Origin of the sequence: Pseudomonas sp. CFBP 8771, assembly GCF_014841695.1 — a bacterium.
Taxonomy (GTDB): Bacteria; Pseudomonadota; Gammaproteobacteria; order Pseudomonadales; family Pseudomonadaceae; genus Aquipseudomonas; species Aquipseudomonas baltica.
Map to the genome: position 1 here is coordinate 328,675 of NZ_JACYUJ010000005.1, position 23,595 is coordinate 352,269.

Consider the following 23,595-nt stretch of genomic DNA (forward strand, 5'->3'; position numbering starts at 1 on the left):
GTTTTGCCGTCCAAAGCAGTCAGAGGTCCATGACCCGCCGCATTCTGTTTTGCAGATTTCCGCCTTGTAGTAGGAGTTGCCCATGTTTACCTCGCGTCGCTTGATCACTGCCGCCGCTGCCATCGCCCTGTTGTCCGGGTGCGCGTCGCAGAATCCGTATGAAAACCAGGGCCAGGCCCAGGGTTCTTCGGGCATCAGCAAGACCGCCAAGTATGGCGGGCTGGGTGCACTGGCCGGTGCCGTGGCCGGTGCCGCCATCGACCACAACAACCGCGGCAAGGGTGCCCTGATCGGCGCTGCCGTGGCGGGTGCCGCTTCGGCAGGCTATGGCTACTACGCCGACCGTCAGGAAGCCGCGCTGCGTGAAAGCATGGCCAACACCGGGGTCGAAGTGCAGCGCCAGGGCGATCAGATCAAACTGATCATGCCGGGCAACATCACCTTCGCCACCGACTCGTCGAACATCTCCAGCAGCTTCTACTCGCCATTGAACAACCTGGGCAATTCGTTCAAGCAGTTCAACGAGAACAACATCGAGATCGTCGGCTACACCGACAGCACCGGCAGCCGCCAGCACAACATGGACCTGTCGCTGCAACGCGCCCAGGCGGTCAGCAATTACCTGACCTCACAGGGTGTCGATGGCTCGCGCCTGTCGGTCCGCGGCGCAGGTCCCGACCAGCCGATCGCCAGCAATGCCGACGCCAACGGCCGTGCCCAGAACCGCCGTGTCGAAGTCAACCTCAAGCCGATTCCAGGCCAGCAGTACCCGCAGCAGTAATCACTGCTTCGGCCATGAAAAATCCCGCTCTGGCAGCGGGATTTTTCATGGGTGATCAGTGTGTCTCGAGTCGCTCGAGCGTCGCGTCCTTCTGCGTCCACAACGCGTTGACCCATGCCTGGAAGCGTGCCCGGTACTCTTCGTCCTGATCGTAGCTGTGGCCGATGAATTGCGCCGGAATCGGCAGCTCTTCGAACAGCACATGGATCTCGCCCACCCGACCGCACAGCAGATCCCAGAACCCGGGGGCGCCCTTGGGATAGAACACCGTCACGTTGACCATCGACTGCAGTTGCTCGCCCATGGCATCGAGCACGAAAGCAATGCCACCGGCCTTGGGCTTGAGCAGATGGCGAAACGGTGATGCCTGGGCCGCGTGCTTGGCCGGGGTGAAGCGCGTGCCTTCGGCGAAGTTGAAGATGGCGGTCGGCTTGCCGCGAAACTTGGCGCAGGCGCGGCGCGTGGTGAGCAGGTCTTCGCCTTTCTTTTCCGGATGCCTGGCCAGGTAGGCCTTGGAGTAGCGTTTCATGAACGGGAAGCCGAGCGCCCACCAGGCCAGGCCAATGACCGGCACCCAGATGAGCTCGCGCTTGAGGAAGAACTTCAGCGGGCGAATGCGCCGGTTCAGCACGTATTGCAGCACCAGGATATCGACCCAGCTCTGGTGGTTGCTGGTCACCAGGTAGGAGTGCTGGTAGTCCAGGCCTTGCAAGCCCTCGACTTTCCAGCCGATACCGCCGAGCAGGTTCATCCAGGCCTTGTTGTTGCTAATCCAGGCTTCGTGGATGTGGCGCATCAGTTCGTCGGTCACACGCTGCGCCGCCGCGAACGGCAGGCACAGCTTGATCAGGCTGACGATGAACAGCGGCGTGCAGCAAACGAGGGTGTTCAGCGCCAGCAGCAGCGCGGCGCACAGGCCGGTAAGCGTTTTCAAGAGAAGGGTCCTAGAGGTCGATGGTGCGGTTGGCCTGGATGGCAGTCAGGGCAATGGTGTAGACGATGTCATCGACTTGAGCGCCACGCGGCAGGTCGTTGACCGGTTTGCGCAGTCCTTGCAGCATCGGCCCCAGGCTCACGCAATCGGCGCTGCGCTGGACCGCCTTGTATGTGGTATTGCCGGTGTTCAGGTCGGGAAACACGAACACCGTCGCGCGGCCGGCGACCCGGCTGTCCGGGGCCAGCTGGCGCGCCACGTTTTCATTGGCGGCCGCGTCGTATTGCAGCGGGCCGTCGATCAGCAGGTCGCGCTGGATCTCCTGGGCCAACTGGGTGGCCTCACGCACCTTCTCGACTTCTTCGCCACTGGCCGAGTTGCCACTCGAATAGCTGATCATCGCCACTCGCGCGGCAATGCCGAAGGCTTCGGCGGAGTCGGCGCTCTGCAGGGCGATCTCTGCCAGTTCCGCAGCGCTGGGGTGCGGGTTCATCACGCAGTCGCCATACACCAGCACCTGATCGGGGAACAGCATGAAGAACACCGAGGACACCAGGCTGCAGCCGGGCGCGGTCTTGATCAACTGCAGGGCCGGGCGGATGGTGTTGGCAGTGGAATGGACGATGCCCGACACCAGGCCATCCACTTCATCCAGGGCCAGCATCATGGTGCCGATCACCACGTTGTCTTCCAACTGCTGCTCGGCCATGGGCGCGTTCAGGCTTTTGCTCTTGCGCAGCGCAACCATCGGCTCCACGTAGCGACCGCGGATCAGGTCGGGGTCGAGTATCTCGAGCCCTTCGGGCAGCGCGATGCCGTGGGCGCTGGCGACCGCCTGCACCTCGTCCGGCTTGGCCAGCAGCACACAGCGTGCAATGCCGCGCGTCTGGCAGATGGCGGCCGCCTGGATGGTCAGGGGGTCGTGACCTTCGGGCAGCACGATGCGCTTGTCGGCCTGTTGCGCGCGTTGGATCAGCTGATAGCGGAATACCGCCGGTGACAGGCGCAGTTCGCGCGGGGTACCACAGCGCTGGTGCAACCATTGGGCATCCAGATGGCCAGCGACGAAATCGGTGATGATCTCCGCGCGCTCGCGGTCATCAATGGGGATTTCCTTGTTCAGCTGGTTCAGGCGCGTGGCGGTGTCATAGGATCCCGTGCTCACCGACAGCACCGGCAGGCCGGCCTGCAAGGCGCCCCGACACAGCTCGAGAATGCGCGGGTCGGGCAGGGTGTCGCTGGTCAGCAGCAGCCCGGCCAGGGGCATGCCGTTCATGGCGGCCAGGCTCACTGCCAGAATGATGTCGTCACGGTCGCCTGGGGTGACCACCAGAACCCCCGGTTTGAGCAGCTGCACGGTATTGAGCACCGTGCGCGCGCAGATGATGATCTTGTTCATGCGCCGCTGCTCGTAGTCACCGGCGTTGATCACCTGGGCGCCGAGCAGCTCGGCCACGTCGCGCGTGCGCGGGGCGTTGAGGTCGGCCTGATAGGGAATGCAGCCGAGCAGGCGAAAATCGCCGCCACGCAGCAGGGGCGAGTGTTCCTTGAGACGGGCGGCGAAGACGTCCATGCCTTCATCGGTGCGGACCTTGTTGAGGATGACGCCCAGCACCTTGGGATCACGCGGGCCCCCGAACAGTTGCGCCTGCAACTCGACCCGGCCGGAAAGCTCGGCGAGCACTTCGTTCTCGGCACTCGACACCAGAATCACGTCGGCATCCAGGCTTTTCGCCAGATGCTGGTTGACCCTGGCCGCATAACTGGCGTGGCGCGTGGGCACCATGCCTTCGACGATGACCACATCGTTGCCGACGCAGGCCTGCTGGTACAGCGTCAGGATCTCTTCGAGCAACTCGTCGAGCTGACCGTCGCCGAGCATGCGTTCCACATGGGCCAGGCCCAGGGGCTTGGGAGGTTGCAGGCCATGGGTACGGGCGACCAGTTCGGTCGAGCGTTCGGGGCCCTGATCGCCGGGATGTGGCTGGGCAATGGGCTTGAGAAAGCCGACTTTCAGGCCGGCGCGCTCCAGGGTGCGCACCAGCCCCAGGCTGATGGAGGTCAGGCCGACGCCAAAATCGGTCGGCGCGATGAAAAATGTTTGCATGCGAGCTTCTCGGGTGAGCTTCGGGCTGCACGCTACAAGCATCACGCCACGGCCCGCAAGTAGAAACGAATCGCGCCGTGGGCAGTCATAACCTCAAGATGCGTGCAGAAGGCCCAATGGCCGCGCGCATCGTGTCCGGTCGACCGCTGGCCGAGTGGGTTCGCTTTCACGCCATCCCTTGGTTACACTTGGTCGTTCTACATTCTTATGCAAAAGGTCTTACCTCATGCTGATCGCCGCCAACAAGGCTGTCTCCATCGAATACACCCTGACCAACGACGCCGGTGAGGTTATCGACAGCTCCGCCGGCGGCGCGCCGCTGGTCTATCTGCAGGGCGCTGGTAACATCATCCCCGGCCTGGAAAAGGCGCTGGACGGCAAGCAGGTCGGCGACGACCTGGACGTCGCCATCGAGCCTGAAGATGCCTATGGCGAGTACGCGGCCGAGCTGGTCAGCACCTTGTCGCGCAGCATGTTCGAAGGCGTCGACGAGTTGGAAGTGGGCATGCAGTTCCACGCGTCCGCGCCTGATGGCCAGATGCAGATCGTGACCATCCGCGATCTGGATGGCGACGACGTCACCGTCGACGGCAACCACCCGTTGGCCGGTCAGCGCCTGCACTTCAAGGTCAAGGTCGTCGACATCCGCGACGCCAGCCAGGAAGAAGTCGCCCACGGCCACGTGCATGGCGAGGGTGGTCATCACCACTGATCTGGGCACGGCGCTCTTGCGAGCGGCCAGGCGCAGATGCAAAAAAGGGGCACGTCAACGACGTGCCCCTTTTTTTGCCCCGCCACATCGCTACCCCTGTAGGAGCGGTCAGCGACCGCGAAGGGGCGCTGCGGTGTTGGCCAGGGCCACCGGAGACGTCACGTAGCACGCACCGCTCAGCTGCTTCTCGAACTGCTCGACAATGGCCGCCCAGCCCTGACGGCTGGCATGTCGGCGCGCATTGAGGCGAACCCGCCGCAAGTTCTCTTCGTTTTCCAGCAACCAGCCCGCAGCCTCGAGAAACGCCGCCTCGTCGCCCGGCATAGCCAGCGCGCCACTGTGCCCGTGGCGAATGTGCTGCGCGGCGGCGGCCTCATCGTAGGCCACCACGGCCAGCCCTGATGCCTGCGCTTCCAGAACCACGTTGCCGAAGGTTTCAGTAAGGCTGGGAAACACGAAGATATCGCCGCTGGCGTAGTGTTCAGCCAGCACCTCGCCGCGCAATGCCCCGCAGAATATCGCTTCGGGCATCCTTTGCTGAAGGTTGCTTCGCCGCCCCCCGTCACCCACCACGATCAACTTCATCACGCGCTGCGGATACTGCGCCTGCAGATGGCTGAAGGTGCGCGCGAGCAGGTCCAGATTCTTCTCTCGCGACAGGCGCCCGACATGGATCACCGCCAGGTCGCCCTCCGCCAGTCCCCAACTCTGGCGCAACGTCAGGCTGCGCCGCGCAGGATGAAACAGCTGACCATCGACGCCGCGCGCCAGCAGATGCAAGCGCTCGAAGCCGCGTCGTTGCAATTCCAGGCGTTGGCCGTGGCTGGGCACCAGGGTCATGTGCGTACGGTTGTGAAACCAGCGCAGATAATGCGTCACCACACGCGTCAACAGCCCCAACCCACTTTGTGCGGCGTATTGCTGGAAGTTGGTATGAAAGCCGCTGACCACCACGATACCCAGCAGCCGTGCCGCGCGCAGTGCGCTCAAGCCCAGTGGACCCGGTGTGGCGACATACACCACATCGGGCCGCCTCGAGCGCCAGTGCCGCACCAGCCGTCGCCCGGACGACTCGCCCCACTGCAGCCCCGGATAGCCGGGTATCGGCCAGCCGCGACACAACATCACATCGTCGCCGAGGCCTCTGTCCTGTGCCTGTCGCGGACGTACCACATCCACTCGGTGCCCGCGGCTGCGCAACCCTTCGCACAGATACTCGAGCGTACTGGCGACCCCGTTTATCTCGGGGGTGAAAGTTTCGGTAACCAGAGTGATATGCAGAGAGGGAGCTGTCATCAGCTCAGTTTCGAAGCGTTGTGTTGCGCGAGTGTGGCGCTTTCATGAGGTTTTTATGACTTCAAGTTTCCAGTCGAAGAGTATTTCGCGTAATTCCTGCCACGGATGTTGTGGCTCGCAACTGTCATTAGCGCATTTCGCCATGTGATTCGAATTGAAAGGCTGAGAAGAGGTTGAATACGTTTGCAATCCGCCGCACTCGACGCAAAAGATTTCACGTTCCATGATATGCCAGGAAACATGCCAGTGCTTCAGTCGTTTATCAGCGGAAAAAGTCGGAATCATCACAGCCTCGCGATGGTTGCAATTGCGACGTGGGAGCAAGCGTACAGTATCTTGATAGAGTTTCATGACGAAGCGACCGAGCCTACACATGGGCGGGAATCTTCAGATCATTTTTCTCGCCCATGGCTCTGCCCACCCAGCCTCCGATCAATCCGCCCATGATCGGCGCGAGCCAGAACATCCAAAGCGCTGCTGCCGCGGCTCTCGCTCCAGCAACCTGAGCCAGTACGTAGGGCAATACTTCACTGGAAGAGATCCTGCCACCGGCCCACAGTCCAACGGTGACGGCAGGGTTGAAGTGCCCCCCCGAGATAGGCCCTACCGCATACGCCATGGTGAGCACAGTCAAACCGAACGCCAGCGACACACCCGCGAATCCAATACCCAGTTCCGGGAATTTGGCGGCGAATATGGCACTTCCACACCCCCCGAACACAAGCCAGAATGTGCCCAGGAACTCAGCTGCCAGTTTCCGATTCATATTGATGATGCTCCAGTAGTTCAAGGTGATAGTTGCAAATCAACCTGACTACTGGAATGCACAGGTTACATCTTGAAGGCGCGATGTAAGGCAGTTGGATGTTACCGTTGCCAACCGCTGTGCGCGGCGTGGCTGGAAAGAACTGAAGAAACGTGTCAGGCGTTTGGCAATGACGCAAACGTTTCTGGGTAGAGGTAGAATAGTCGATTATGAACTGGTCGTAATCATTAACGACCAGTGGTTATCGCCAAAGACTTATTGTCGCTCGCGCACCCAGAACAATGTCGCGCCTGCCACCGCTGCAGGCATCATCAAAACGTTTACTCCCGGGATCAGCAGTGCCAGGTAAACGATGCCGCCGAAACTGAGGCTGCGCCAGCGCTTCTGCCGCAGCCAGGCGAGCATGTCCTGCCAACTCATCTTGTGGTTGTCGGCGGGGTAGTCGATGTATTGGATAGCCATCATCCAGACCCCGAACAGCAACCACAGAGGGGCGGCAATGATATTGAGCATCGGGATGAACGACAGCACGAACAGCGCCAGGGCGCGCGGCAGGAAATAGCCGAGCTTGCGCGCTTCGCGAGCCAGCGTACGCGGGATCATTTCAAACAGTTCGGTCCAGCGGAAGGCAGGGAAGTCGTCCTTGCCCCGCGCGACCACCTCGACCTTCTCGGAGAGAAAACCGTTGAAAGGGGCGGCGATGATGTTGGCCAGCATGGTGAAGCTGAAGAACACCATGAAGGCTACGAGCACTGCAAACAGCGGCCAGAGTATGAAGCTGAGGAAACCCAGCCAGTTGGGCAGGCTCTGGATCAAGTGGTCGACCCACCCGCTGAACAGGTGGCCGGCGAAGTAGATCAGGCCAACGAACAGCACCAGGTTGATGCTCAATGGCAGCAGTACAAACAGCCGCAGCCCGGGAGACAAGACCATTTTCAGGCCCTCGCGCAGGTATTGCGGGCCGGACAGTGCAGGGACAGGCATGGACAACTCCGAGACAGGGGAAACGTGCTGACAGTACCGGCTTTGCCGACGCTCGGAAACCACGGCAATGGCCGGTAACAACCTTGCGTGCTCTGCACGAATGGCCCGTTCGCGTATAGACGAGGGCTATGGGTTGGATTGCCAAAGGGTATTTCCCTAATCGGGCCCACCTCGTTAAGCTTGGACACATCGAATTTCAACCCTTTCCCATCTTCGCTTCCAAGGAGTTCTTCATGAGCATTCTGGTCAACCGCCAAGCCCCTGACTTCGACGCCGCTGCCGTACTGGGCGACGGCTCGATCGTCGACAGCTTCAAGTTGTCGTCCCTGCGTGGCAAGTATGTGGTGCTGTTCTTCTGGCCGTTGGATTTCACTTTCGTGTGCCCATCGGAAATCATCGCCCACAACAACCGCATCGCCAAGTTCCGCGAGCTGGGTGTCGAAGTGGTCGGGGTGTCCATCGATTCGCAGTTCACTCACCACGCCTGGCGCAGCACGCCGGTGGAGAAGGGCGGTATCGGTGAGGTCGAATTCACCATGGTCGCCGACGTCAAGCACGAGATCGTCCGCGCCTACGGCGTCGAGCACGAAGATGGCGTGGCCCTGCGTGCCTCGTTCCTGATCGACCAGCAAGGTGTCGTGCAGCACCAGGTGGTGAATAACCTGCCGCTGGGTCGCGATGTCGACGACATGGTACGACTGGTCGAAGCGCTGCAGTTCACCGAACAGCATGGTGAAGTCTGCCCGGCCGGCTGGCGTCCGGGCCAGAAAGGCATGAAGGCCGATGCCCAGGGCGTCGCCGACTACCTGGCTGGAAATGCCAAGAGCCTGTAAGCGCTGACCCTGCCTGGATTTCACGGGCAAGTTTCTGGGCTGGCGGCGTTGAACCTTCCCCAAGGTGCCTTGCCAGTCCTTTTTATTCCAGCCGCACCGGATCGGCGCCAACGTCCGGCAGTCAGGAGTTAGTCATGTCTCAAACCCGTCATTCCCGCGTGATCATCCTGGGCTCCGGCCCTGCCGGTTACAGCGCTGCCGTGTACGCTGCGCGCGCCAACCTCAAGCCGCTGCTGATTACCGGCATGCAGGCAGGCGGTCAGTTGACCACCACTACCGAAGTCGACAACTGGCCGGGCGACCCCCATGGCCTGACCGGCCCGGCCCTGATGGAGCGCATGCGCGAGCACGCCGAGCGCTTTGAAACCGAAATCGTCTTCGACCACATCAATGCCGTTGACCTTGCTGCCCAGCCGTTCACCTTGACGGGTGACAGCGCAACCTACACCTGTGACGCGCTGATCATCGCTACCGGCGCCAGTGCTCGCTACCTGGGCTTGCCGTCGGAAGAGGCGTTCATGGGCAAGGGCGTTTCGGCCTGTGCGACGTGCGATGGCTTCTTCTATCGCAACCGTGAAGTCGCGGTAGTGGGCGGTGGCAACACGGCGGTCGAAGAGGCGCTGTACCTGGCCAACATCGCCAGCAAGGTGACCCTGATCCATCGTCGCGATACCTTTCGCGCCGAGAAGATCCTGATCGACAAGCTGCATGCTCGCGTGGCCGAAGGCAAGATCGAACTCAAGCTCAATGCCACGCTGGAAGAGGTGCTGGGCGACAACATGGGCGTGACCGGTGCGCGCTTGCGCAACAACGATGGCATTGCCGAAGAGCTGAAGGTCGATGGCGTGTTCATCGCGATCGGTCACACGCCGAACACTTCGTTGTTCGACGGGCAATTGGCTCTGAAGGACGGCTACATGGTGGTTCAGGGCGGGCGTGAAGGCAACGCCACCGCGACCAGCGTCGAGGGCGTATTCGCTGCCGGCGACGTGGCTGACCACGTGTACCGCCAGGCAATTACCTCGGCCGGTGCCGGCTGCATGGCAGCGCTGGATGTAGAGCGTTATCTGGATGGGCTGGCCAACGCTTCGTTCTGATCCAGAACCGCAGCGCGGCTTTCGCGGGTAGAACCCGCTCCCACAGGGGCAGTGCCATCACTGGCCATGCAAGACCTAGTGGCCCAGGGGCAGTGCCCTCACTGCCATGCAAAACTTGGTGGGCCAGGGGCAGTGCCCTTCACGGGTCATGCAGTTCCTTGTGGGAGCGGGTTCTACCCGCGAAGAGGCCCCAAAGCCGGGCACAAAAAAACCGACCCTTGCAGGTCGGTTTTTTCATGCCTGCCCGTTAGCCCCGCCGGGTCAGCGGCAGTTCGGAAAACTTCACCCCCGCCAACCCATGCGCCATCAGGTTGCGGATATTACCGTGGTCACTGCCCTCGGGCGTCGCCACCACCGAACGGTAGTGTTCGCCAAACGCCAGCAGTGCCTCTTCATCGCTCAAGCCTTCCAGCAGTGCCAGGCCCAGGGTCTTGCAGGACCCTTCGTTCTGCCCGGCAGCATTGTCCAGAGCGCCGTTGCTGAATGCCTGTGGCTCATAGGCATAGTGCTCGGCGACGAAGGCCAGCGTCGCGGCGAACTGATGTTCACCGCTGGCCAAGCTGGCGCGCAGCGAATTCACATCACGCATTGGGCGTCCCCTTGGCGAAGGCCGCCTGCTGTTCGGCGCTGGCTTCCTGCTGGTATTGCGCCTTCCACTGCGCATAGGGCATGCCGTAAACGACTTCGCGGGCCTCATCGAGGCTGACCTCGACCTGCTGCTCGTCGGCGGCCGCCTTGTACCACTTGGACAGGCAATTGCGGCAGAAGCCTGCCAGGTTCATCAAGTCGATGTTCTGCACGTCCTTGCGTTCGTCCAGGTGCTTGACCAGGCGGCGGAAAGCCGCTGCTTCCAATTCCAGGCGTTGTTGTTCGTTCATGTCGCTCTCCTGCTGGGCGGCAACCGGTCAGCGGCTGCCGGCGAGGGTGATCGAAACCGATTCGGCGAAGCGCAGCGCATGGGGCTTGTCGACTTCCACTTCGGCATAGCGCACGGCGGTATTCTGCATGACCAGATCGAGAATCTCCTGGGTCAGGCGTTCGAGCAGGGCAAATCGGTTGCCCTCCACATGCTGGATCACCGCCTTGGTGATGGTGCGGTAGTTCAGGGCATGCTCGATATCGTTGTCGCGCACCGCTTCGAGCGCCGGATACAGGACGGTGAGGTTGATCAACACATCCTGCTTGTTGACGATTTCGTCTTCGTTGATACCGATGAAGGTGCGCAAGCGCAGGTCCTTGACCCGGATGCGTGCCATTCCTGGCTGCAGTGGTGCCATCGTTGTGTGCTCCGCAGAATGTTCGGGGCCAGCGTCGTGCCGAACCGACGCAGGCATGCCTATTTTACGTGTCTGCCGCCGTTGACGGTCAAGGTCGTGCCCGTCACGTAGGGGTTTTCCAACAGGTAGCGCAGGCTCTGGTAGATGACCTCGGCACCCGGCTCGATGCCCAGCGCCGACTTGGCCAGCGATTTGTAGCGATAGTCGGCATCGTCATCCGGGTTGAACAGGATCAGCGCCGGGGCAATCCCGTTCACTTTGATCGCGGGCGCGAACCGTGCCGCGAACGACAGCGTGAGGTTGTCCAGTCCCGCCTTGCTCGCGCAATAGGCCATGTGCTTGGCGCTGCCCTTGCGCGTCACGTCATCGCTGATGTGCACGATGTCGGCAGGTTTCGACGCGCGCAGCAGGTCGGCGCAGTGCAAGTTGATCAGATAGGGCGCCAGCATGTGCACATTGACCATCTGCTGGAACGCGGCGGCTTCGTCTGCGGCGCTGTCCGCGATCCAGGCCGAGGCATTGTGCACGATGGCACGCAGCTGGGTGGTCTGCGCCTTGAGTGCGTCGATGAAGGCCAGGATGCCGGCTTCGCTGGCGAAGTCAGCATGGATGGTCACCGCGCCCATCTCGCGCAGGTGCGCAACGGTTTCGCGCTCCTGGCGATAGCTGATGATGACCGGTTGGCCTTCGCCCAGCAGGCGTTCGGCACAATGCAGGCCGATGCGCTGGCTGGCGCCGGTAATGAGGATCGGGTGAGGCATGGGGCGAGCTCTTCGTCGGCAGGTTGCTGCGCCGATTTATATCACAAAGCGCAGCAGGTCCGGCCGTTCACGCCACCTTGGCCTTGGGCAGCGGCGCCCGACTCGGCGTGGCGTGCAACCAGCCGCGCAACAGGCGCGTCGACAGCGGAATGAAAAAGAACACCATGAGCGGGGTCAGGGCCAGGGTACTGAGCATGACTCTGGGCACCAGGCTGATCTCGTTCAGCACGTGACCGAACAGGAAGTTGAAGATCAACGACACCGGGAAGAACGCCAGCCAGATGGCCACCGCCTGTTTCCAGCGCGGCGGGCGCTGCAGGCCACTGTCACCGAACCAGCCTTCGGTGCCGCTGACCCGGTGCACGTGTGGCTGGGCGAACAGTTCACTGCCACGGCCAAGCCAGGAGCGGCGGGAGGCAGAATGCTCCCATGCATGCAGCGTGGTTTCATCGGCAAAACGGAAGATGATCTGGAATTCGTCATCGCCCGGCGCGGGCGCCAGAACGCCTGAACCCAGGTAACCTGGAAAATCAGTGGCCAGTTGTTCGCCCTCATGCAGCCAGGCGATCAGGTCCTGATATTTGCCATCGGCCACGCGGCGCGCAACCATCAGGGTAACGGGGGAGGTAGACATCGTGTATCTCCAGGCAGTCTGGCGCTCCGGGTAGGAGCCTCCATCGAATGCAGCGCCGGGGTGGTGGCGTGCATCTGAAATCAAGCAAGTATTATTCCCGAAAACCGCTGCGTGCACATCTACCGTCGGTTGGATCATCCACAAACCCCAAGCCTCTGCCAGCGGTTACACTGTGCGTTCCTGTTCCTGGCGGCGGTTGACTAGCAATGAGCGAATCCGGCACCCGATTGCCCGGCGTGCAAGACCACGCGCTGGACGAGCTGTACCCCATTCGCGAGGTGGCCCGGTTGACCGGTATCAACCCGGTCACGCTGCGTGCGTGGGAGCGCCGCTATGGTCTGGTGCAGCCTACCCGCACCGAAAGTGGGCACCGCCTGTACTCCCTGGCCGATATCGAAGAGGTGCGCAGTATCCTGGGCTGGATAGAGCGGGGCGTGGCGGTGAGCAAGGTGGGCAAGATCCTGGCGCGCACCCAGCAGGCCAGAACCGCGCTGCCCGGGCCCTGCGACGAGCACGGTGAATGGCAGCAGTGGCAGGAGCGGATTCGCCAGTGCGTACGTGAGTTTGCCGAAGCTCGGCTCGATCAGGTCTACGGCCAGGTGTTTTCCAGCTATCCGCTGGCCGTGGTATTCGAACAGGTACTGATGCCGGTCTGGCAGGAGCTGCTGGTGCATCAGGGCCACTTCGGCCAGGCCAGCGAATGGTTGTTCCTCGACACCTTCCTGCGTGCCCGCACGCTGCAACGGCTGCGCCTGGCTTCCGATCAGGGCCAGGACAGCCGGGTATTGCTGGTGGCCATACCAGAGCAGTGCCGGGAACTCGAGCTTCAGGTCACAGGCCTGCTGCTGGGCGGACCGCAAGTCGAAGTGCAACTGCTCGGTCTGGGCCAGCCGCTCGAAGAGCTGAGCCTGGTCTGTGAAAAGCTCGCGCCCCAGGCAGTGGTGCTGTTCTCCAATCGGCCAGCGCCACCGGCACTGCCACGGCAGCTGGCCAGACTGAACAACGCCCTGAGCTGCCCGTTGCTGTTGGCCGGAGAGCTGTCCGAAATCATGCAGGACAGCCTGCGATCCACTGAGATCGCCTGCCTGGGCAGTGATGGACGTTTGATGCAACGGCGTTTGCAGCAGTACCTGGCCGGGCATCTGGACAGCTGATTCGGCGCATTCAGGTGTGCAGTTGCGGATGCACCAGTTGGTGGTGCATCAGAATGAACTGGCGCAAGGACTCTATCGCCTTGGCGTTGTTTTGGCTGAGCCGGTAGGCAAACAAGCCGTGCTCGGCCTCGCGAATCATCGAACCGCGCAACGGGATCGGTGCGCACCCTTCGGGGGTGAACCACAGCTGGAATTGCGAGGGGGCCTGTGCCCCATTGCGGACCTCGAGCAAGGCGCCCTTGAAGGAAATGTCACGGACCCAGAAGTCGCTGTCACGCCCTTCGCCGTCGCGCAGCACGATCGGCTGCGCGAGGCTCAGCCGCCACGGGCGCAACATCGGTCCGTCCTCATAGATGCTGGGTGCCCCCAGCTCCAGGTGCGCCGCCTGGAACTCGTCTTCCACGACCTGCAGCGGAAAGCTGATCTGCTGGTTTTCCAGGTGTGCTTCGATGGTGACCTGTTCGTGGGATGCCAGGCGCATCAGCAGATCGCGAACCTGCGGTCCACCCTTGATGGAAAGGTTGAGCAGGGTATCGCGAACATTGAGCTGCGGGTTGGCCTGCATCGCCCGCAGAAACTCCAGTTCGTCCTGGGTCAGCAACACATCAGGCGGCATGGCGTGCACTCGCGGCAAAGGGTGACTCGAAGCAACATTGGAAAACGTCCATGGCGGTCATACCGCACCGGGCGGGGCAGGGGTTTCGAGTTCGACGATGCGCTGTTGCAGCGCCGCCACCTGCTGCTCGAGCGCGACGATGCGCTGCTGCGCTTCGACCTCGCTGCTGACATCCTTCTGGATGCCGATGTAGTACATCAGTTGATCGCTGTCGTTGTGTACCGGGGTGATCGACAGCTCATTCCAGAAGAAACTGCCGTCCTTGCGGTGGTTGCGCAGCACCTCGCGGCATGCCAACCCCTGGTCGATCGCCTCGCGCACGCGCTGGCGCGCAGGCTGGTCGCGGTCGTCACCCTGCAGCAGGCGGCAGTCCTGGTAGAGCATTTCCAGCGACGTATAGCCGGTCATGCGCTCGAATGCCGGATTGACGTAGATGAGGATGTTGTCCTCGCCTTCCTGTTCGGCGACGACGATGCCGTCGTTGGACGCATCGATCACCAGTTGCAGCAGCTTCGCATTGATCATGTCAGGGTTCCCTAGCGTGCAGCGTAGTCTAATTCATACGGGCTGCGGGAGGGATCCCAGTACGTCAGATCCTGTCTTTCAATGCGCGGTCGGGCTGGTAAGATCAGCGCTTTCAACGGTCCGAGACAGTCATCATGAAAGTTGCCATCCTCAGCGGTTCGGTCTACGGCGCGGCCGAGGAAGTCGCCCGGCATGCCGAGCAGCTGCTAAAGCGACAGGATATCCAGGCCTGGCACAACCCGCGAGCCACTCTGCAGGACGTGCTGGCATTCGCGCCCGAGGCTGTTTTGGCGGTGACCTCGACCACCGGCATGGGCGAACTGCCGGACAACATCATGGCGCTGTACGCTCAGCTTCGCGATGAACTGCCGGCGGCGCTGCGTGGCCTGCCCGGTGGTGTGATCGCGCTGGGCGACTCCAGCTACGACACCTATTGCGGCGGCGGCGAACAGTTGCGCGAGTTGTTTGCAGAGCTGGGCGTGCACGAGGTTCAGGACATGCTGCGCCTGGACGCCAGCGAAAGCGTCACCCCGGAAACCGACGCAGAGCCCTGGCTGGCCGAGTTCGTGCAAGCGCTGCAGGCCTGACGATCAGGCCTGCTCGGCGGGGTCGGCCGTAGCCGTGAGCAACTCGTTCAGGGCATCGGGCTGACTCTTGAATGCCTTGGCGAAGATGTCGCGGTTTTTCGCCATGTAGATACCGGCGTCTTCGACCTGTTTGTCATCGAGTGACGGCACGGCTTTTTTCAGTACGTCTGCCAGCAACTCAGCCAGCTCGAGCATTCTGTCGTGACGATCGGCTTCAGCTTTGTCCATAAACAGGCGCTCCAGATCTCGGCTGCTGCGGTATACCACTTCGACGGCCATTGACCACCTCATTTGCCTAGGGAATGGTTTCAGTACAACTACTGTTCGTTTATACAGTGCCAAGCATAAGGCAAATCGGCAGGCTTGAACAGAGGTGCCGACGAGGGGCCCTGCGACAGTCTGGCTGCTTCTCACCCGCCATGCCTGGCCCTTATGCTGCATGCCCTGAACGAGCATAGGCGTTCAGGCGCATCTCACCATCGGTTGGCAAAAGGAATACAGGCAATGAAATGGGCCGAAAAACTTCGCGGGAGTCTGCACGCCCAGGCCGATTCGCTGGGCAATCTGTGCGTCGAGGCGTTCCACTATCTGGCGCTGTTCGGCATTGGCGCCATCACCGCCTGGGCGGCGGTCAGCGCTTTTCTGGGAATGGTAGAGAAGGGCAGCGTGAGCGTGGACGACATTCTGCTGCTGTTCATCTATCTGGAGCTGGGGGCGATGGTGGGGATCTACTTCAAGACCAACCACATGCCCATCCGCTTCCTGCTGTACGTGGCAATCACCGCCCTGACTCGCCTGCTGATCGGTGACGTCTCGCACCACAATGCACCGGATCTGGGCATCATCTACCTGTGCGGTGGCATCCTGCTCCTGGCTTTCGCCATCCTGGTGGTGCGCTATGGGTCTTCGCGCTATCCATCGGTAAAGGAGAAGTCCGACAGCTGAGCCGCACGGCGGCTCATTGCAGGCTGGCGGCGACCGGCGAGGTGTGCGCGGCGTTGGCGCGAAGGACTGGCTTGCTGCCCAGCTTCTCGATGTTGCCGGCATCGGTCATCGCCGCCAGGATCTGCATGGCGCTGCCCCCCTGCTCGATGGCCATGCCGAACTGGATGCTTTCGATCAGCCGGCGCATGCGCTTGGGGTCGTTGCGCTGTTCGGCGGTGATCACGCGCTTGGCGGCAACGCCGCGCTCGTTGGACAAGGTCAGCATGATGCTGCCATCCAGGCGCTGAATGCTCAGGTTGACGCGGTACTCGGGTTGGAACGCATCGCTCAGGGCTTGGAATGGATTATCCATGATGTACTACCTGCAATAGTCGAACTTCGTTAATGGACTAGGCGATTAGTTACTGGTTCAAGACCGCTGGTCGGCACCGCGTTTCATCTTTTGCTATATGTAACTGCGCCTTACTTCCCCACAATCGATGTAGCAATCGCCGTGCCCAGACGGAAAGACTTGTTCGCAGGCAATAAAAAAGGCGAGCCCAGGGCTCGCCTTTTCCTACGTTGCAGGGCTCAGGACTTGCTGTTGAGCACCTGCTCGTTTTCCAGAAACTCTTCCTCGAGCAAGGCTTCGTTCGGACCATCGGGAATGGTTTGCTGGTTGGCTGCACGCTTGTTGCGCAGCCTGCCGAACATGTGCTCCAAAGCGTGGCTGAGCTTCTCGGCGGCGCCATCGACCGCCAGGTCCAAGGTTTCTGCCTTGTGCGTCACGGAAATGGGCTGGTGACCTTTTGGACGCGCTTCCATCTGGCAGCGCATGTCGTCGGGCCCGGATTTCTGGCCGTTTTCGTCGGCGAGATGAACCTCGATACGGGTGAGATCCTCCTGATAATGCTCGACTGCGTTTTCCACTACGGTGCGTACCCACTCCTGCAGGCGGGCATCGCCTTGAATATGGTTATCGCTATTGACCTGGATCTGCATAGTTCATCCCTTATTCGGCTTGCTAGCTAGAGATTCGATGACACTGATATTCATCGCCTCTTGAAGTACAAGGTCAGGGAGTTGAAGAAACAATTCAACCCCCTGAAGAAGATAAATATTCAGTAACTTTTTCGAACTTTTTCTGAAATAAGTGCGAAACCCGAAACTCTGCGGGGCGCAATTGCGGCCTCCGACCCGCTGCCACAGGCGTTCAGCGGCAGCAGGCGCACGCTGCCAGCGTCAGAAGGCGACGGAGGTTTGCACGTAGACGGTGCGCGGCTCGCCCACGTACTTGCCCTTGTTGTTGTCGTCGAAGGAGCGGGTGTAATACTGGTGATTGAAAATGTTCTTCACGCCCACCGCGACGTTCAAGTCGGATAATTGCGGGCCGAAGTCGTAGCCGGCGCGGCTGCTGAAGAGCATGTAGCCTGGGATGCGCCCGGTGCTGCCGTCGGCGCTTTCGGCCTGGGTGTTGGCGTTGTCGGCGAACTGGCTGCTCTGGTAGCTGCTGTCCAGGTCGAGCTTCCACGGGCCCTGGGTGTACCCGACGCCCAGGGTGCCCTTGTGGCGCGAGGAGAACGGCACGCGGTTGCCCTTGTTCGGGCCGTCTTCGCGGATGGTGGCATCGACGAACGCGTAGCTGGCGTGAACGTCGAAACCGGCCAGGGCCGGGCTCAAACCGTCCAGTGCGTAGTTGATGCTGGTCTCGATACCCTGATGGCGAGTCTCGCCGCGAGCGATCACCGTGTCGTTGGTCTGGTTGCTGTCGTACTGGTTGTCGAAGTTGATCAGGAACGCACCGATCTCCGCGCGCAGATTGCCGTTGTCGTAACGCGTCCCCAGCTCCCAGGTCCGGGCCTTTTCCGGCTTCACTTCGCCGCCGGTCACACGGTTGGGCATCTGGCTGTACTGCACACTGCCGAACGAGCCTTCGGTGTTGGCGTACAGGTTCCAGTTCTCGTTGACGTGATAGAGCACGTTCAGGGCCGGCAAGGCGGTGGTGTAGTCGCCCTGGTATTTGACGTTGGTGAGGTTGTTGGTCTGCTGCGAGTCGATCATCTCGTAGCGGATGCCGGGCGTGAACGTCCAGCGGCCGATATCGATGCGGTCGTCGACATAGAAGGCGTGGGCCTGGGTGCCGCCGCGGGTATCCCGGTCGTTGCGGCTGTCGGTGCTGGGCAACTGCTGGTTGGCGCTGATCGGCGTGCGGTAGCGCAGCTCATGGCCCGCCTCGCTGATGTAGCGGTAGCCCACGCTCATTTCGTGCTGTGTCTGGCCCAGATCGAAGCCTTGGGAGAAGCGCGTCTCTACACCGCGTACCCAGTACTCGCGGGGCGACAGTGAGAGAAAGTTGCCCTGGTCCAGGTAGCCGCTGCGCAGGGTCTTGGTGAAGAAGGTGTTGGCGGTGAATTCGCGGCGATCTTCCTGGTAGCGGTAGCCGAAGTTGACCATGGTGCGGCGCCCCCAGAACTTGTCGTAGCGGCGGGTCGACTGATAGGGGTCGGCCTTGTAGTCGGCTGCGCTGAGGCCACCGGGCATGTCGGCCTCGCCTTCGTAGTACTGCGCCTGGGCATTGAGGCTGTTGGCCTCGTCGATCTGGTATTTGCCCTTGAGAATCAGGTCGTCGATCTGGGTATCGCTGTGCTCGCGCCAGTCGCCGCCGCGCACGCCGGAGTAGAGCAGGGCGCCGCCCAGGCCGTTGTCGGCAGTACCGCCCGCCAGCAGGTTGCCGGTGGTCTTGAAGCCGTCCTGGCTCGACGAAGGGCTGGCCTGGGTCTGCAAGCCGCCCTTGACGGTAGGGGCATCGGGAATCGCGCGGGTCACGAAGTTGACGATGCCGCCGACGTTCTGCGGGCCGTAGCGCACCGCGCCGCCGCCGCGCACCACGTCCACGGCGTCCATGTTGCCCATGCTGACCGGGGCGAACGACAACTGCGGCTGGCCATAGGGCGCGAACGGCACCGGGATGCCGTCCATCAGCACCGTGGAACGGGTCGCCAGCCGTGGGTTGAGCCCACGGATGCCGAAGTTCATCGCCATGTCATGGCTGCCCGTGCCGTTGTTCTGTGGTGCATTGACACCCGGAATGCGGTTGAGGACATCGCGCGCGCTGGTGGCGCCAGTGCGTTCGAAGTCTTCGCGGCGCACCACGTCCCGGGCACCGGCGTGCTCGAACACGTTGGTCTGTTCGGCGGCGCCGAGCCAGTCGCCCACGACACTGGACGCACCCAGTTCGACCGTAGCACCGGCGCTGCCAGGCTGGGCCACAGGTGTGGCTTCCAGGCTGTAGGCGCCATCGCCCAACGGCTGCGCGTGCAAGCCGGTACCTTCAAGCAGTACCGCCAGTGCCTGTTCGACGCTGTAGCTGCCTTGCAGGCCACGGCTGGGCTGGTCTGCCAGGGTCGTCGAGCCGAATGAAATCAGTACACCTGCCTCGCGGCCGAACTGATTGACCGCGCTTTCGACCGACGCGGGCGCGATGTGGTACTCGCGGGTAGAGCCCTCGGCGGCCATGGCGTGCGGCAGTTGAGCCACGCTCACGGCAGTGCCGAGCAACAGACAGCGCAGGGCGCGGGCGAGTGGGGTGGGCAGGTTGGACATTCGGCGTTTCCAGGCAGGATGTAGAGGGAGTTACCCTGTCTGTCACGCGAGCAAGGCAAAACGGCTCACCGAGGGTGTAAATAAATGCTCGCCGCCAAACCTGGCATGGCTAGACCCGGGATTGCACCATGACCCAATAGCGGGTGAAGCGCCGGACTTTCACTGGCAGCGCCGCCTCCAGTGAATCGAGAATTTTCTCGGTATCGCCCAGGGGGAAACTGCCGGAGAGCAACAGATTGGCAGCGCGGGCGTCGCAGTCCAGCTGGCCGCGGCGATAACGGCCTACCTCGGCCAGGAAGTCGCCCAGGCGCATGCGCGCGGCGATCAGCATGCCGTCGACCCAGGCGCCACTGTTGGCGTCCAGTGGTCGCGCCGGATTGAAGCGCTGGCGTTCGAACTCGAGCTGCTGGCCTTCGGCCAGGCGCCGTGGCTCATCGTGCAGCCCGGCGGCCTCGAGGGTGACGGCGCCTTGCAGTGCCTGCACCTGGGTGCTGCCCGGCAGTTGGCGAACATTGACCTGCCCCCGGCCAGCGGTGATCAGCCCTTGGTCGGTGCCGATGAGCAGGGGCCGCGCATCGGCACCCGCCGTGAGCATGATCTCGCCTTCGAGCAAGTGGATCAGGCGCCGACCCGCATCGAAGCGCACGTCCACGGCGCTGGTGGTGTTGAGGTGGATCCGGCTGCCGTCGTCCAGTTGCAATTGGCGGCGCTGGCCCAGCGGGCTGCGGTAGTCGGCCACCAGCGGCGGCAGCCAGTGCTGTTGTCGCAGGGCCAGGGTGGTTGCACCGGCCATTCCCAACAGCAACAGCGCCTTGAGGGCGCGTCGGCGGCCGGGCGAGTGGGGTGCGCCCACGGTAGCCTGCGCCAGGGAAGCGGGCAGGCCGGCGAACTGCTGATTGACCTTCTGGATGTGATCCCAGGCGCGACGGTGCTCGCCGTCGGCGTGCAGCCAGCGCTGCCATGCCTGCTGCTGGCGCGGATCGAGCGGGCCTTGTTGCAGTTCAAGCAGCCACTGCACGGCCTGTTCGGCCACGTGCGGAGAAAAACTGCGGGCTTCGTTCACAGCGCGAAGTAGCAGCGCAGGGCTGCCTTGTGCAGATGGCGCTTTACCGTAGCCAGGGATATACCGAGTTCACTGGCGATTTCGCGGTAGCCCAGGCCATCGACCTGTGCCATCAGGAACGCACGCTTGACCGTGACCGGCAGACCTTCGAGTAGCGCGTCCAGCTCGAGCAGGGTCTGCAGGATGATCGCCCGGTGTTCTTCGCAGGGTGCAAGGGGCTCGGGCATCTGGCTCAAGGCCTCCAGATACGCGCGCTCCAGATCCTGGCGACGGTAGTGATTGAACAGCACGCGCTTGGCCACTGTGGTGAGAAACGCCCGCGGTTCACGGATGGGCGTGACCTCGCGCGCGGTCAACAGGCGCATGAAGGTGTCCTGGGCGAGGTCGGCAGCGTTGTCCGGGCAGCCCAGACGGCTGCGCAGCCACTCGGTCAGCCAGCGGCGATGGCCGAGGTAGAGGCCCTCGACCGAATGCGAGGCAGGGGAAGTCACAGAGCTCACCGCGAACACTCCGGCGCCATGGGGTGCGCAGCAGAATAAGAATTGTTCGTATCTTACGGATGAGCCGCCGTTTGAGCAAGGTCGACAGCCGTCCCAGCGTCGGCAAAAAGTGTTGCAGCACAAGATAAACGTCAACGGTCTTTGCGCATGAGAATATTTATCATTATTATCAGCACGATTCAGTGCCGCGTTCGTAGGTTTGAAGGTCTTTCATGAGAAGCAGAATCGGCGGGGTACCTGCCTCGTATCGTTGGGCGGTGGCCTCTCGCATCGTCGCGGCTGTATTTGGCGGCTACGTGCTGGCGGCACTTGCAAGCGTATGCATCGCCTGGCTGCTGCCCATGGCACGCGGCGAGGCCGTGGTCAGCGCCATGATGCTGTCGTTCCTCGTGTATCTGGTGGCCGTGCTCTGGTGTTTCGCCTCGCACAGCGCCGGTCGAGCCTGGTTGGGCCTGGCCATTCCGGGCCTGATACTGGCCGCGATGGCGGGTCTTCTGCACTGGCAGCACCTGCCGTGAGAGAAGGCTTCCGCCAGGCGATGGCGTGGTTGCATACCTGGGCGGGGCTGGTGTTCGGCTGGTTGCTGTTCGCCATCTTCCTCACCGGAACACTGTCCTATTTCAAGGACGAGATCAGCCATTGGGCGCAGCCCGAAGTGCCGGTGCGCGTGCTCGACGCTCGGGCCAGCCTGACGCAGGCGCAGGCCTACCTGCAGGCCAATGCCGGGCAATCGTCACGCTGGTTCATCAGCCTGCCGGACGCGCGCGAGCCAGCGCTTTCGGTCATGTGGCAGGACCCGAACAAAAGCGGGCGCGGCAGCTTCACCCGGCAGACCCTGGACCCGCAGACCGGGCAGCGAATCGAGGCGCGCGACAGCCGCGGCGGCGACTTCTTCTACCGCTTCCACTACCAGCTGCAAATGGGCTACCCCTGGGGCCGCTGGCTGAGCAGCCTGGCGGCGATGGTCATGCTGGTGACGCTGGTCACCGGCATCATCACCCACAAGAAGATCTTCAAGGAGTTCTTCACCTTCCGCCCCGGCAAGGGCGCGCGTTCCTGGCTCGATGGGCACAACGCGATCGGCGTGCTGGTGTTGCCTTTTCACCTGATGATCACCTACAGCAGCCTGGTGATCTTCATGACCATGCTCATGCCGGCGAGCATCAGCAGCCGCTACGATGGCGATACCCAGGCGTTCTTCAACGAGATCTATCCGGGCAACCAGCGTTTGGTCGCCGCCGGGCAGCCTGTGCCGCTGGTGAATCTGGGAGGGCTGTACGACCGTGCGCTGCAGCAATGGCCCGGAGGCAGCATCGGCCGGGTGTCGGTGCAGATGCCGGGCGATGCCAACGCCCAGGTGCAGTTCAGCCGCCATGACGGCGATAGCGTGAGCCGCGACCTGGGCGCAGCCATCACCTTCGCCGGTACCACGGGCGCGGTGCTCGAGCAGCCGCGCGAAAGCTCCACGCCAATAGCCATCGCGGGCACGTTCTATGGGTTGCACATGGGGCTGTTCGCCGGGCCCGTGCTGCGCTGGCTGTATTTCTTCTGCGGCCTGGGCAGCACCTTGCTGATAGGTACGGGCCTGGTCATGTGGCTGGGCAAACGTCAGCTCAAGCATGCCCGCAGCGGTGTGCGGCCCTTCGAGCTGCGTCTGGTGGAAGTGTTGAACGTGGCCGGCATGGCCGGGCTGGTGCTGGCGGTGGCAGGCTTCATGTGGGCCAACCGGCTGCTGCCGGCGACCTATCCGGAGCGTGCCGGCATCGAGGTCGACAGCTTCTTCGTGGTTTGGCTATTGAGCATCGTGCATGCCGCTGTGCGCAGTGGCAGCAAGGCCTGGATCGAGCAATTGGGTCTGGCGGCGATTGCCCTGGCGAGTGTGCCGTTACTGAGCCTGCTCACCACCAACCATGGCCTGCCGGCGTCCATCGCCGCCGGCGACTGGGTATTGGCAGGCGTCGATCTCAGCGCCCTGGGCTGCGGCCTGGTGCTGGCGTGGGTGGTCATGAAGATACGTCGCCGCGCTGTGCTGGCGGCATTGCCGGTGGCGCGGACGGTGCGTGCGCGTCCTACCATGCCTGGCGAGGTGCACTGATGTTGGCTGCAGGTTTGCTCAGTTATGCCGGCTTCAGTGCCCTGTGCCTGGCCATGGAACGTCATCATCAGGAAATGCTCGGGCATCGACCCAGTCCTTCGCGCAAGGTGCAATTGCGCATGGCAGGCTGGGCTTTGCTGGCCTTGTCGCTGTGGGTCTCGGTGCTCAGCGCTGGCTGGGCCATGGGGCTGGTGCGCTGGACCGCAGTGTTGATGGGCAGCGCGGTATTCCTGGTGTGGCTGTTGCCGTACCGACCACGCTGGGCCCTGGCATTGGCCGCAGCCGGCCTGCTGCTGGGGCCATTGGCGGCAGTGGCACACTGGTAGCGCGAGCTGCTCGCCAGTCT

General features: G+C 62.4%; 27 protein-coding genes and 1 pseudogene. 10 read left to right on the forward strand and 18 right to left on the reverse strand.

What is annotated here, in order from left to right; genetic code table 11:
* Positions 1-82 precede the first annotated feature (82 nt).
* Positions 83-781 carry an OmpA family protein gene (locus IFT80_RS13840; protein ID WP_122475182.1) on the forward strand — a complete coding sequence of 233 codons (699 nt, stop codon included), beginning with the start codon at positions 83-85 and terminating at the stop codon, positions 779-781.
* Between the two features lie 55 nt (positions 782-836).
* Here IFT80_RS13840 and IFT80_RS13845 read toward each other — a convergent pair whose 3' ends face one another.
* On the reverse strand, positions 837-1,715 hold the full coding sequence (locus IFT80_RS13845) for an acyltransferase (protein WP_192137740.1): 879 nt from the start codon (positions 1,713-1,715) through the stop codon (positions 837-839).
* A 10-nt stretch (positions 1,716-1,725) separates the two neighbouring features.
* Positions 1,726-3,822, reverse strand: coding sequence for a phosphate acetyltransferase (gene pta, locus IFT80_RS13850; protein ID WP_122475178.1), 2,097 nt, complete (start codon positions 3,820-3,822; stop codon positions 1,726-1,728).
* A 226-nt stretch (positions 3,823-4,048) separates the two neighbouring features.
* On the opposite strand from pta, the gene IFT80_RS13855 reads away from it, so the two are divergent.
* A complete protein-coding gene (locus IFT80_RS13855; RefSeq protein WP_122475177.1) occupies positions 4,049-4,534 on the forward strand; it encodes an FKBP-type peptidyl-prolyl cis-trans isomerase in 486 nt (161 codons plus the stop codon).
* A gap of 108 nt (positions 4,535-4,642) precedes the next feature.
* On the opposite strand, the gene IFT80_RS13860 is transcribed toward IFT80_RS13855, so the two are convergent.
* The 3 genes and pseudogenes from IFT80_RS13860 to cysZ form a co-directional block, all read right to left on the reverse strand.
* Entirely contained in the window at positions 4,643-5,830 is a 1,188-nt protein-coding gene (locus tag IFT80_RS13860; protein WP_192137741.1) for a glycosyltransferase family 4 protein, read from the reverse strand.
* Between the two features lie 480 nt (positions 5,831-6,310).
* Positions 6,311-6,596 (reverse strand): annotated as a pseudogene (locus IFT80_RS13865) (aquaporin); the annotation flags it as partial.
* Positions 6,597-6,851: 255 nt separating this feature from the next.
* Complete coding sequence (gene cysZ / locus IFT80_RS13870) at positions 6,852-7,580, reverse strand: sulfate transporter CysZ (protein ID WP_122795313.1); 729 nt, start codon at positions 7,578-7,580, stop codon at positions 6,852-6,854.
* A 233-nt stretch (positions 7,581-7,813) separates the two neighbouring features.
* Between cysZ and IFT80_RS13875 the strand changes: the two genes are divergently transcribed.
* Both IFT80_RS13875 and trxB read left to right on the forward strand, forming a co-directional pair.
* Positions 7,814-8,413, forward strand: coding sequence for a peroxiredoxin (locus IFT80_RS13875; RefSeq protein ID WP_122475170.1), 600 nt, complete (start codon positions 7,814-7,816; stop codon positions 8,411-8,413).
* Between the two features lie 134 nt (positions 8,414-8,547).
* On the forward strand, positions 8,548-9,510 hold the full coding sequence (gene trxB, locus IFT80_RS13880; RefSeq protein ID WP_192137742.1) for a thioredoxin-disulfide reductase: 963 nt from the start codon (positions 8,548-8,550) through the stop codon (positions 9,508-9,510).
* A 247-nt stretch (positions 9,511-9,757) separates the two neighbouring features.
* Here the strand turns inward: trxB and IFT80_RS13885 are convergent, their stop codons facing one another.
* The 5 genes from IFT80_RS13885 to IFT80_RS13905 all read right to left on the reverse strand — a co-directional run bounded on the left by IFT80_RS13885 (position 9,758) and on the right by IFT80_RS13905 (position 12,182).
* Entirely contained in the window at positions 9,758-10,099 is a 342-nt protein-coding gene (locus tag IFT80_RS13885) for a HopJ type III effector protein (RefSeq protein WP_192137743.1), read from the reverse strand.
* Positions 10,092-10,388 (reverse strand): DUF1244 domain-containing protein, encoded by a 297-nt coding sequence (locus IFT80_RS13890; protein ID WP_049861226.1) that lies wholly within the window; start codon positions 10,386-10,388, stop codon positions 10,092-10,094. The genes IFT80_RS13885 and IFT80_RS13890 overlap by 8 nt, the downstream gene beginning before the upstream one ends.
* 27 nt (positions 10,389-10,415) lie before the next feature.
* Positions 10,416-10,787, reverse strand: coding sequence for a dihydroneopterin triphosphate 2'-epimerase (gene folX, locus IFT80_RS13895; RefSeq protein WP_049861227.1), 372 nt, complete (start codon positions 10,785-10,787; stop codon positions 10,416-10,418).
* A gap of 59 nt (positions 10,788-10,846) precedes the next feature.
* Positions 10,847-11,548, reverse strand: coding sequence for a dihydromonapterin reductase (folM, locus tag IFT80_RS13900; protein WP_122475165.1), 702 nt, complete (start codon positions 11,546-11,548; stop codon positions 10,847-10,849).
* 67 nt (positions 11,549-11,615) lie between these two features.
* Positions 11,616-12,182 (reverse strand): antibiotic biosynthesis monooxygenase, encoded by a 567-nt coding sequence (locus tag IFT80_RS13905; protein ID WP_122475163.1) that lies wholly within the window; start codon positions 12,180-12,182, stop codon positions 11,616-11,618.
* A 206-nt stretch (positions 12,183-12,388) separates the two neighbouring features.
* On the opposite strand from IFT80_RS13905, the gene IFT80_RS13910 reads away from it, so the two are divergent.
* A complete protein-coding gene (locus IFT80_RS13910; RefSeq protein WP_185795027.1) occupies positions 12,389-13,336 on the forward strand; it encodes a MerR family transcriptional regulator in 948 nt (315 codons plus the stop codon).
* 10 nt (positions 13,337-13,346) lie between these two features.
* Here the strand turns inward: IFT80_RS13910 and IFT80_RS13915 are convergent, their stop codons facing one another.
* A complete protein-coding gene (locus IFT80_RS13915; protein ID WP_185795028.1) occupies positions 13,347-13,952 on the reverse strand; it encodes a hypothetical protein in 606 nt (201 codons plus the stop codon).
* A 57-nt stretch (positions 13,953-14,009) separates the two neighbouring features.
* Positions 14,010-14,477, reverse strand: coding sequence for a PAS domain-containing protein (locus tag IFT80_RS13920; RefSeq protein ID WP_122475159.1), 468 nt, complete (start codon positions 14,475-14,477; stop codon positions 14,010-14,012).
* Positions 14,478-14,611: 134 nt separating this feature from the next.
* Here IFT80_RS13920 and IFT80_RS13925 point away from each other — a divergent pair, with 134 nt between their 5' ends.
* Positions 14,612-15,064, forward strand: a complete 453-nt coding sequence (locus tag IFT80_RS13925; RefSeq protein WP_185795029.1) for a flavodoxin — start codon at positions 14,612-14,614, stop codon at positions 15,062-15,064.
* A 3-nt stretch (positions 15,065-15,067) separates the two neighbouring features.
* On the opposite strand, the gene IFT80_RS13930 is transcribed toward IFT80_RS13925, so the two are convergent.
* Entirely contained in the window at positions 15,068-15,343 is a 276-nt protein-coding gene (locus IFT80_RS13930; RefSeq protein WP_192137744.1) for a YebG family protein, read from the reverse strand.
* A 225-nt stretch (positions 15,344-15,568) separates the two neighbouring features.
* Here IFT80_RS13930 and IFT80_RS13935 point away from each other — a divergent pair, with 225 nt between their 5' ends.
* Complete coding sequence (locus tag IFT80_RS13935; RefSeq protein ID WP_043192974.1) at positions 15,569-16,009, forward strand: phosphate-starvation-inducible protein PsiE; 441 nt, start codon at positions 15,569-15,571, stop codon at positions 16,007-16,009.
* Positions 16,010-16,022: 13 nt separating this feature from the next.
* Here IFT80_RS13935 and IFT80_RS13940 read toward each other — a convergent pair whose 3' ends face one another.
* The 5 genes from IFT80_RS13940 to IFT80_RS13960 form a co-directional block, all read right to left on the reverse strand.
* On the reverse strand, positions 16,023-16,361 hold the full coding sequence (locus IFT80_RS13940) for a DUF3509 domain-containing protein (protein WP_122475154.1): 339 nt from the start codon (positions 16,359-16,361) through the stop codon (positions 16,023-16,025).
* Positions 16,362-16,579: 218 nt separating this feature from the next.
* Positions 16,580-16,990: an HPF/RaiA family ribosome-associated protein gene (locus tag IFT80_RS13945; protein WP_122475152.1), complete on the reverse strand. Its 411-nt coding sequence runs from the start codon at positions 16,988-16,990 to the stop codon at positions 16,580-16,582.
* A gap of 240 nt (positions 16,991-17,230) precedes the next feature.
* Positions 17,231-19,591 (reverse strand): TonB-dependent Fe(3+) dicitrate receptor FecA, encoded by a 2,361-nt coding sequence (gene fecA / locus IFT80_RS13950; RefSeq protein ID WP_192137745.1) that lies wholly within the window; start codon positions 19,589-19,591, stop codon positions 17,231-17,233.
* 109 nt (positions 19,592-19,700) lie between these two features.
* Positions 19,701-20,654: a FecR domain-containing protein gene (locus tag IFT80_RS13955; protein WP_192137746.1), complete on the reverse strand. Its 954-nt coding sequence runs from the start codon at positions 20,652-20,654 to the stop codon at positions 19,701-19,703.
* Entirely contained in the window at positions 20,651-21,154 is a 504-nt protein-coding gene (locus IFT80_RS13960) for a sigma-70 family RNA polymerase sigma factor (RefSeq protein ID WP_446730994.1), read from the reverse strand. The genes IFT80_RS13955 and IFT80_RS13960 overlap by 4 nt, the downstream gene beginning before the upstream one ends.
* Positions 21,155-21,366: 212 nt before the next feature.
* Between IFT80_RS13960 and IFT80_RS13965 the strand changes: the two genes are divergently transcribed.
* Genes IFT80_RS13965 through IFT80_RS13975 form a run of 3 tightly spaced genes read left to right on the forward strand, consistent with a single transcriptional unit; the run spans position 21,367 to position 23,575 of the window.
* Complete coding sequence (locus IFT80_RS13965) at positions 21,367-21,672, forward strand: DUF3649 domain-containing protein (RefSeq protein ID WP_122475147.1); 306 nt, start codon at positions 21,367-21,369, stop codon at positions 21,670-21,672.
* A complete protein-coding gene (locus IFT80_RS13970; RefSeq protein WP_192137748.1) occupies positions 21,669-23,249 on the forward strand; it encodes a PepSY domain-containing protein in 1,581 nt (526 codons plus the stop codon). The genes IFT80_RS13965 and IFT80_RS13970 overlap by 4 nt, the downstream gene beginning before the upstream one ends.
* Positions 23,249-23,575: a DUF3325 domain-containing protein gene (locus tag IFT80_RS13975; protein ID WP_192137749.1), complete on the forward strand. Its 327-nt coding sequence runs from the start codon at positions 23,249-23,251 to the stop codon at positions 23,573-23,575. The genes IFT80_RS13970 and IFT80_RS13975 overlap by 1 nt, the downstream gene beginning before the upstream one ends.
* Positions 23,576-23,595 lie beyond the last annotated feature (20 nt).